The sequence below is a fragment of the Buttiauxella sp. genome, from assembly GCF_035271705.1.
Classification (GTDB): domain Bacteria; phylum Pseudomonadota; class Gammaproteobacteria; order Enterobacterales; family Enterobacteriaceae; genus Buttiauxella.
The window spans coordinates 1-8670 of the sequence record NZ_DATERI010000011.1; the positions used below are offsets into that span (position 1 = coordinate 1).

Sequence of the window (8670 nt, forward strand, 5' to 3'; positions counted from 1 at the left end):
CCCCGCCAATAAACGAGCCTTCGCCGCCGCCGACCATACCTAAACGGATACGTTTCATGGTGACTCCTCAAGCCCAAGCATGCGACGCACCGCGGTTTTGTCGCTACCGTGCAGCGCAAAGTCGTCAAAGGCATAATCGGCGACCGGAATAATATGATCGGAGATAAATTTAGCCCCTTCGCACGCGCCCGCATCACCTGCTTTCAGGCAACATTCCCATTCAAGCGTAGCCCATCCTGAGTAGTCATATTGCGCGAGTTTGCTAAAGATCCCCTTGAAATTAATCTGCCCATCGCCCAACGAGCGAAAACGCCCTGCGCGGTCAATCCACGGCTGATAACCGCCGTAAACACCGCGGGTCCTGAATGACACCCCTGCGGTGCAACCGTCAATGAGATCCTTGACTGGAAATGGGTGGTGCGAGGATCGGTGTAGGGTCTAATTCAGCTCAGTATTCAACACTTAATAAAAAGATCACTTCTAAAATGGTTAGCATCACCATATATTCAACTACTTGATGAGTGAGGTAACTGGAAGCCACATGATTGTACCGTTCCCCCGCACTTCCGTTCTGTTCGTTGGGTTATTACTGGTTAGCCCGGCGAGTTTTGCTATAGATACAAATCGCCCTAAAAAGCATGCTGACGCGGTGCTCGCGCTGATGAGTTACACCGTCTGGCCAGACGTCACCGCCAGCGACCTGAATATCGATAATGGCAGTAGTGAATCACAAGAGCTTTCCATTACGCAGTTCGGCGGTGGTGCAACCATTAGCCAGGAAGTCCCTATCTATCTTGAAGGGACGATGGGCTACAGCCGTTACGATCCGCAATTTGTTCTGTCTGACGGTACTCAGAGTCGCAAAATCCCTGCCAAATGGAACAGTCTTACCGCCACGGGGGGTATTGGTTGGGACTTTCACCTCTATACCGATAGATGGGGCGGTAAACTGGTATTGCGCCCTATCGCCAATTTCATGCTGGGAACCATGGCCAGTGATTTGCGTATTGGTTCAAATGTCATCAAGAGGCGCACCAATAAAGAATTTGATTTTCTGAACGGTGGGCAGCTCAATGCTTATGGGCTGGGCGGCTCGCTGATGATCGATTATGAATTGTTCTCAAAACCTCAAGACATTGATATTGAGTTGCGCTACTCCGATATGACCCTGAACAGTTTCGGCAACACTTCAGAAGCCGTCAGTGGTGAGGCTAATACGCAAAATCTGGGTGTTTACCTACGCCGTCGCGCACCCATTTCTGACTGGACGTTGCTTAACAAGCCAGTACGTTATGTTATGGAAGGGGCGCATACGGAATATCTGGGGGAGCAACGCGGGCAACTCGGGTTTAATAGCCTGTCATCAATGGGGCTCGGGTTTGAACTCGATAGCAGTGATTATGATGTTTTCATCTCTCGCACACGGCTAGTAGCACGTTATATGTTTGGTCATAACACCAATGGTTATGGTGTAGGGCTGGCGATGAGTTTTTGACATTAATTTGTTGAACAAGTCACTGCAAAAGGGTGGATGTCGCTCACGCTAATCCACCCTAAATATTGCTATTGATTACTTCAAAGCTTCCGGCAGCTTAATCACCCACAGCTCGTTTTGCGACTCGGGTTTCTCCAGCGGTTTTAAGGCGATTTTCGTCGCCACTTCGCGCCCGTCACGTGTCAAATGGCCTTTGCCATCCACTTCATAATCATCGGCTTTTTTAGCGTCGGCATCCGGGTTTTCCAGCACCGCTTGCAGACCGAAATCGTTGTCATTAATAACAGCAATAGTTTGGTTATCAATCAGCGTCATTCCTTCAGCTTTCTCTTGCTGCCAACCCAGTTTGCGCAGATCAACCACCTCTTTTTTCTCAGCCAGTTTGATGCCACGGGCTTTGAGTTGCGCCGCGTCGTCAAATTCAGGGGCCTTTTCTTTATCGAAGGTGCTCAGCTCACTGGCCTGACTAAGATCGACCACATAAACCAGATTGCGCATCACTTTGTTTTTATCGCCGCCCTGTTCGATGACCAGCAGACGGTTATCGTCCAACGCAACAATATCGCCAATCTTGGCGTCTTTGGCTTTCTTGTAGACATCGACATCAATCGGGTAGCCATACATCTCGGTTTTGCCCGTTTGTGGGTTGAAGCTCACGAGGCGGGTAAACTGTGCACTGTTTTTACTTTTGCCGTCGATATCCAGCGTGCTTTGTACCGCAGCAATAATGCGTCCATCCGGCATCCGTGTAATACCTTCAAAACCACGGTTGGCCTGGCGCCATTTGAGGATATTCGGCAAACCGCCCGCCACACCCTGCTCGCCTTGTTCTACCTGCGGACCGTATTTTTTGAGGATTTTACCGTTGCTGTCGATATTCATAATGAATGGGCCATATTCGTCGCACAACCAGTAACCGCCTTGACCATCTGGCGTAATTCCTTCGGTATCCAGCCCGCGCTTGTCGCTCGACAATTGCTGCAAGGAATCACTCAGCGCAATTTCATTGGTCGCGCCAATCAATCCTTCCGGCAGTGGCAAACCACTGATTGGGCCATTTTCGTCATGCAGCGCATGGGCATCAGTCGCCAGCGCTTTGCCATCGGCTACGCGGATGGTCATCATCAACGGGGTATATTTTGGATTGGCAAAAATCTTCGACTCTTTTTTGCCGGATTTTGGCGAGTCAGCATTCGGGCCACGATCGGTTACGGTTGCGAAAACCAGCGTTTCTCCCTCTTTGCCAACAAACTGTAAACCTGAGCCCACGCCAACCGGCAAGCCATCAGGGAAGTTCGCGGCATACGCTCCCTGATATTCAACATGGTTGCTTTGAGGAAATGTGACAACGTAACGATCAACATGCGGCTCTGCCGCCTGACTTGCCAAGGGTAATAAAGTGGTCAGTAGTAACGCAAAAGGTTTTAATTTCATGGTGTTCGCATCCGTCGTTGGGGTCAACAAGGTATAAATGAGCTTTATGACACAAATATGACTATTTCTGATGTGATTATTTCCCTCACTAAATATCCCGCTCACCCTGCCGATAACCCTTCTACTGGATGAAACAAGTCAGATAATTTTTCAAACATCATAAGGGTATCGCATGTCAGTCAGACGTTTTTCGATTTTAGTTTTCAGCACATTACTGATTATTTTTCTGGTTAGTACTGCGTCAAACATCTGGTCATTAACCCGCAGCAATCAATCTCTGGATAACGTAAACCGTGAGATCAACGTGGTGTTATCGGTCATCGACCCTATTAACCACAGCCGAACCATGCGTGTTCGCGCCGTTGAAGCGTTAGAGGAGCAAAAGCAAGGGCTAAACGAGCAAGGACAAACGGCGTACGCTGCCGCACAAGCCGCGTTGGGTAAAGTCAACGCTTCGTTTCAGTCTTATCTTGAAGCACCGAAGCAACCCGGTGAACAGGAGCTGAGCGATGCTTATCAAAACGCTTTAGTGGACTATCGCGAGCACGGCTTGCAGCCATTGCTGGATGCCGTTAAAGCCAACGACACCACGCGTGCCAGCACCCTGATAACCTCTACTCTGCCACAACTGGATCGTCAGTTTGAGATTACGCTGGACAAACTGCTGGCGTTTCGTCAACAACACGCACAGCAACTGAACCAGGATTCGCAGGCCAGTTTCAAACAAAGTCTGATGAGTATTGCTATTTTCGCCCTGTTCTTCGCCGTTATTCTTGGCTCGGCATTCTTGCTGTTGAAAAAACGTGTGTTGAATGAGTTGGATAAAGCGAGATTGCATTGCACAGAAATCGCAAACGGTATGTTACATACGCCGATTGTCGCCACCGCCAAAGATGAAATTGGTGCGATGATGCGCGAGCTGGAGCAAATGCGCGTTTCGCTGGCAGGCATTATTGGCCAGGTCCGCGAGTCGAGCCAGTCTGTGGCTTACGCTTCTGATGAGATAGCCGCCGGGAATACCGACCTTTCTGCCCGAACCGAAGAACAGGCGTCATCGCTGGGTGAAACAGCGGCCAGCATGGAACAGCTCACCGTGACGGTGAAACTGACCTCTGACCATTCTCATCAGGCGAGTAAACTGGCGAGCGGTATGTTAATTGCGGCCAATGACGGTAATGAAATCACCATTAAAGTCATTGATTCAATGAGTAATATTCAATCCAGCTCAAGCAAAATTGACAACATTATTAGCATCATTGAAGACATCGCTTTCCAGACCAATATTCTGGCGCTGAATGCGGCGGTAGAAGCCGCCCGTGCAGGGGAACAAGGACGTGGATTTGCCGTGGTCGCAAGCGAAGTGCGCAACCTGGCGCAACGTTCGTCGGTCGCCGCGAAAGAGATCAAAGAGTTGATTGAGGTTTCTGCCGAACAGGTGAACATTGGCAGCAAGCTGGTGAACAGTGCTGGCGAAAGCATGGAGCGAATTTCCAGCTCGGTTAAACAGGTGACCACATTGATGGAAGAGATTGCGGTGTCTACCGGTGAGCAGAGCCGTGGTATTGAGCAAATCAACCAGGCCGTGGTGCAAATGGATGTGGTGACACAGCAGAACGCCGCGTTGGTGGAACAAGCTTCTGCTGCAGCAATGTCGCTTAAAGAGCAGTCGCAGGTACTCAACGAAACTGTGGCCGTATTTAAGCTCGCGTAATACTCACGTAGTCGCTGTAACAAGGGTGGATGTCGCTTACGCTCATCCACCCTACAATTTTAATGCATTAGCCCTCTACCACACTTTCTCAGCAAGCTCTGTCACCAGACGCACTTTGTCCCACTGCTGTTCAGTCGTCAGGCTATTGCCCTCTTCTGTTGAAGCAAAACCACACTGTGGGCTCAGGCAGATTTGGTTGATGTCGACAAATTTCGCCGCTTCTTTAATTCGCTCCTCAATCAGCTGTGGGTTCTCCAAATCGCCATTTTTGGTGGTAATTAATCCCAGCACCACCTGTTGATGGCCGGGGCGCACAAAGCGTAATGGTGCGAAATCGCCCGATCGATCGTTGTCATACTCGAGGAAGAAGGCATCGACGTTAACCGTACCAAACAGCACTTCTGCAACCGGCTCATATCCCCCTTCTGAAATCCACGTTGAGCGGAAATTGCCACGGCAAACATGCAGGCCGATTATCAAATCATCCGGTTTGCCTTCCAGCGCTTTGTTCAGCACTTGCGCATAAATTTGGGCAAGTTGGTCCGGGTCATCGCCACGTTCGCGGATCTCTTTACGCTGGGCGTCCGAACATAAATAGGCCCACACGGTGTCATCCAGTTGCAGATAGCGACAACCCGCCGCATAAAACGCCTGAATCGCATCACGCCAGGTGGTAGCAAGATCGTCAAAATAGTCTTTCAAATCAGGGTATACCGTGCTGTCGATAGCATTGCGACCACCACGGAAGTGCAACACACTCGGGCTTGGAATGGTCATCTTTGGTACAGCGCTACCACTGATGCTTTTCAGATAGCGGAAATCGTCCAGCATTGGGTGCGAGCCAAAACCCAGTTTACCGACGACCCGCACGCTGTGCGCTTTGGTCTGCACACCGTTGAACTGAATACCCTGCGTGGATTCGTAACGTTCTACACCTTCCAGTCCATCAAAAAAATCAAAGTGCCACCAGGCGCGGCGGAACTCACCATCAGTCACCACATGCAGGCCACAGGCGCATTGCTGTTCAACCGATGCACGGATGGCGTCGTCCTCAACTTTGCGTAACTGGCTGGCGTCTATCTCACCGGCGGCAAACGCCAGACGTGCATTTTTGATGGTGGCTGGGCGTAAGAAGCTACCGACAATATCGGCACGGAATGGCGCGCGATGTGGCAAAGAGTGTGGCATGTGATTTCTCCGCAGACCCTGCTAACTGATTTAGCAAGGTGATAATTCATTATTTGAATATTTAGCCATCTGGACGGCTACAATGAAATTAAGAATGGCAGATACCGGACATGAGGACAAACGAAGTTCTTTCATGGTTATTGAAAATAATTCATGTTGTTAAAACGATGTGAAGTGTAAGTTGATCTGCGTCATGGTTTGCCGTTAAATACCCCGTCCTGTTTTTGAGCCTCCCTACTATGATTGTTCGTCCGCATCAACATTGGTTAATCCGCTTATTTGTCTGGCATGGTTCGGTTCTACAAAAAATCTATTCACGCCTGCTGCTCAATGTCGCGCTCTCGATTAGCGTGATTTTCTTTCTGCCATGGTATGAAACGCTCGGCATAAAACTCACCATCGCGCCCTTCAGTATTCTTGGCGTGGCTATAGCGATATTTTTGGGTTTCCGAAATAGTGTCTGTTATGCCCGCTTTAACGAAGCACGCACCTTGTGGGGGCAACTGGCAATTACCCAGCGTTCATTCTTGCGCGAGACAAAAAGTTTACTGGGCGACGATGACGCTCAGATAAAAGCGTTGGTCAATTTGCAGGTTGCGTTCTGTCATGCTCTACGGCTGGCATTACGTCAGCGCCCGGTAGAAAAAACGCTGAAAAAACACCTGGCCTGCGATGACTTACAATGGGTGCTACAAAGCCACGCACCTTGTAATCGTATATTGCAGCTGATGGGGGATTGGCTTGCCGATAAGCGCAAGCAAGGCCTGATTTCCGACGTGGTGTGGAGCAGCTTGAATCATCATCTTAACGATCTTTCGGCGGTTGCCGGAGGCTGTGAGCGCATTGCCAACACGCCAATACCGTTCGCCTACACGCTGATTTTGCATCGTACCGTTTATCTTTTTTGCATCATGTTGCCGTTTGCGCTGGTGACCGACCTGCACTACATGACGCCATTCTTGTCGGTGTTTATTTCGTATACCTTTATTTCCCTCGACACCCTGGCAGAAGAACTGGAAGAGCCGTTTGGTACGGAAGACAATGACCTGCCGCTGGATGCCATTTGCAACTCCATTGAGCGGGATTTACACGATATGGATGAGAGTGAGCAGTTGCCCGAGAAGTTACGCCCGAACCGCTATTATCGCCTCAGTTAATCAGCGCTATTGATACTCTAAATAATTCGAGTGACGGAAAGGCGACCAGGCCGTAAGTCCCCAGGAACATAGATAACTATGTGACTGGGGCGCACGGGTGCAGTCAACGCATCAGTCGCTCGAAGTATGACGAGTATCAGAATGGGCCGACGAAATCGCGCTTCCCTAACGGCACTCCAGCCTGACGCAAAATGTCGTAGGCAGTGGTGAAGTGGAAATAGAAGTTCGGTGTGGCAAACTTGTAGACGTAGCTGCGCGCGGTGAAACGCAGTTCGTGGTCACGTGCCATCACGACGATTGGGCGCTCGTCGTCGCCATCGAGCTGTGTGTCGCTAATCCCTTGCATGAACACGGTGGTGGCTTTGATACGCGCCTGAAGCTGCGCGATAGTGGTTTCATTATCTTCCATGACCGGCGCATCAACGTTTGCCAGGCGTGCAACGGCACGTTTTGCCATATCGGTGGTGATTTGCACCTGACGCACCAGCGGATACATGTCTGCCGCAAGCGCTGCCGTAAGCAGGCTCTCTTCTGTTTTGTCGTTCTCTTTGGCCCATGTGGCGGCTTTCTCAAGGATGGCAGACAAATTGGTTAAGCCGTGGATGAACTGCGCATTGGTTTCGCTGTAAATCGACATTGTTACTTCCTTTAGACATGACAAAAGTGATGGCAAGATTACACTCACTTAGCGCTTCGCGGATAGCAAATTCCTGCCTCAGGCGAAGCTAAATCCTTCATCTGCCCACCCGGTAATCCCACCAATCATCACTTTCACTGGCCGACCCAAACGCGCCAGTTTTAACGCCGCACGGTCGGCACCGTTGCAATGTGGCCCGGCGCAATACACGACAAACAGCGTATCGGCTGGCCACTGCGCCATGCGTTCCGCCGATATTTCCCGATGCGGTAAATGAAGCGCACCAGGAATATGGCGATGAGCAAAAGTCTCTGGAGAACCCACAACATGCAGCAGCACAAAGTCCATATCTTGTTCTGTTATTGCACTATGGACATCGTCGCAGTCAGTTTCGAGACACAGACGCTGGAAAAAATGCGCGGCGGCAATTTCAGGGCTAGCAGCGGGGAAATCAGTAACATAACTCATAGCGACGCCTCATGACGGTTAATCAATAGTAGTAAGTTATCACTATAGAGTGCAGCGTGTGACTTGACGTGTGGCAGAAATGACAGATAACGTGAAGATCATGACAATCGTTCAGGATAGACCTTTGCAAAACCCTCTTGTTGTCGCGCTGGCCTATGACGGCCTGTGCACCTTTGAATTTGGCGTGGCGGTAGAAGTCTTTGGCCTGCCACGCCCGGAAATGGGCGAAAACTGGTATCGATTTGCGGTGGCGGGAATCGAACCTGGCGAACTTAGGGCGACGGGAGGCATTCGGCTGGCGGTGGACGGCGGCCTATCTCTGCTGGAGGAAGCCGGAACGATTATTGTGCCTGGCTGGCGCGGTGCCGACGAACCCGTTCCAGATGAATTATGCGAGGCATTACGCGCGGCACATTTGCGCGGCGCGCGGATTATGTCGATTTGCTCTGGCGTGTTTGTGCTGGCAGCCAGCGGTTTGCTTAATGGATTACAGGCCTCAACGCACTGGCGTTACACCGAAAAGCTGCAACTACGGTATCCTGAAATTCAGGTGATGCCCGATGTGTTGTATATCGATAAC

Annotated in this window: 8 protein-coding genes and 1 pseudogene; 4 read left to right on the forward strand and 5 right to left on the reverse strand. The window is 50.4% G+C overall.

Going from position 1 to position 8670, the window contains the following annotated elements; translation table 11 throughout:
* Positions 1 to 54: 54 nt before the first annotated feature.
* Positions 55 to 354 (reverse strand): annotated as a pseudogene (locus VJY99_RS00950) (sugar phosphate isomerase/epimerase family protein); the annotation flags it as partial.
* 187 nt (positions 355 to 541) lie between these two features.
* Between VJY99_RS00950 and VJY99_RS00955 the strand changes: the two are divergent.
* Positions 542 to 1495, forward strand: a complete 954-nt coding sequence (locus VJY99_RS00955) for a hypothetical protein (protein ID WP_324115467.1) — start codon at positions 542 to 544, stop codon at positions 1493 to 1495.
* A 75-nt stretch (positions 1496 to 1570) separates the two neighbouring features.
* Here the strand turns inward: VJY99_RS00955 and VJY99_RS00960 are convergent, their stop codons facing one another.
* Positions 1571 to 2929, reverse strand: a complete 1359-nt coding sequence (locus VJY99_RS00960; RefSeq protein WP_324115469.1) for an esterase-like activity of phytase family protein — start codon at positions 2927 to 2929, stop codon at positions 1571 to 1573.
* Positions 2930 to 3101: 172 nt separating this feature from the next.
* Between VJY99_RS00960 and VJY99_RS00965 the strand changes: the two genes are divergently transcribed.
* On the forward strand, positions 3102 to 4640 hold the full coding sequence (locus tag VJY99_RS00965) for a methyl-accepting chemotaxis protein (RefSeq protein ID WP_324115471.1): 1539 nt from the start codon (positions 3102 to 3104) through the stop codon (positions 4638 to 4640).
* Positions 4641 to 4715: 75 nt separating this feature from the next.
* On the opposite strand, the gene VJY99_RS00970 is transcribed toward VJY99_RS00965, so the two are convergent.
* Positions 4716 to 5828 (reverse strand): cobalamin-independent methionine synthase II family protein, encoded by a 1113-nt coding sequence (locus VJY99_RS00970; protein WP_324115473.1) that lies wholly within the window; start codon positions 5826 to 5828, stop codon positions 4716 to 4718.
* A gap of 239 nt (positions 5829 to 6067) precedes the next feature.
* Between VJY99_RS00970 and VJY99_RS00975 the strand changes: the two genes are divergently transcribed.
* Positions 6068 to 6985 (forward strand): bestrophin family protein, encoded by a 918-nt coding sequence (locus VJY99_RS00975; RefSeq protein WP_324115476.1) that lies wholly within the window; start codon positions 6068 to 6070, stop codon positions 6983 to 6985.
* A gap of 136 nt (positions 6986 to 7121) precedes the next feature.
* Here VJY99_RS00975 and VJY99_RS00980 read toward each other — a convergent pair whose 3' ends face one another.
* Positions 7122 to 7622: a DUF1993 domain-containing protein gene (locus tag VJY99_RS00980; RefSeq protein ID WP_324115477.1), complete on the reverse strand. Its 501-nt coding sequence runs from the start codon at positions 7620 to 7622 to the stop codon at positions 7122 to 7124.
* Positions 7623 to 7700: 78 nt separating this feature from the next.
* Positions 7701 to 8090 (reverse strand): rhodanese-like domain-containing protein, encoded by a 390-nt coding sequence (locus VJY99_RS00985; RefSeq protein WP_324115479.1) that lies wholly within the window; start codon positions 8088 to 8090, stop codon positions 7701 to 7703.
* 79 nt (positions 8091 to 8169) lie between these two features.
* Here VJY99_RS00985 and VJY99_RS00990 point away from each other — a divergent pair.
* Positions 8170 to 8670 (forward strand): DJ-1/PfpI family protein (locus VJY99_RS00990; protein ID WP_324115481.1); only part of this gene is annotated, 501 nt, incomplete at its 3' end.

Bases quoted from the DNA above. Each gene is read 5' to 3' on its own strand.
- VJY99_RS00955 (WP_324115467.1), top strand. From the start codon at position 542: ATGATTGTACCGTTCCCCCGCACTTCCGTTCTGTTCGTTGGGTTATTA.
- VJY99_RS00975 (WP_324115476.1), top strand. From the start codon at position 6,068: ATGATTGTTCGTCCGCATCAACATTGGTTAATCCGCTTATTTGTCTGG.
- VJY99_RS00980 (WP_324115477.1), bottom strand. From the start codon at position 7,622: ATGTCGATTTACAGCGAAACCAATGCGCAGTTCATCCACGGCTTAACC.
- VJY99_RS00965 (WP_324115471.1), top strand. From the start codon at position 3,102: ATGTCAGTCAGACGTTTTTCGATTTTAGTTTTCAGCACATTACTGATT.
- VJY99_RS00970 (WP_324115473.1), bottom strand. From the start codon at position 5,828: ATGCCACACTCTTTGCCACATCGCGCGCCATTCCGTGCCGATATTGTC.
- VJY99_RS00960 (WP_324115469.1), bottom strand. From the start codon at position 2,929: ATGAAATTAAAACCTTTTGCGTTACTACTGACCACTTTATTACCCTTG.
- VJY99_RS00985 (WP_324115479.1), bottom strand. From the start codon at position 8,090: ATGAGTTATGTTACTGATTTCCCCGCTGCTAGCCCTGAAATTGCCGCC.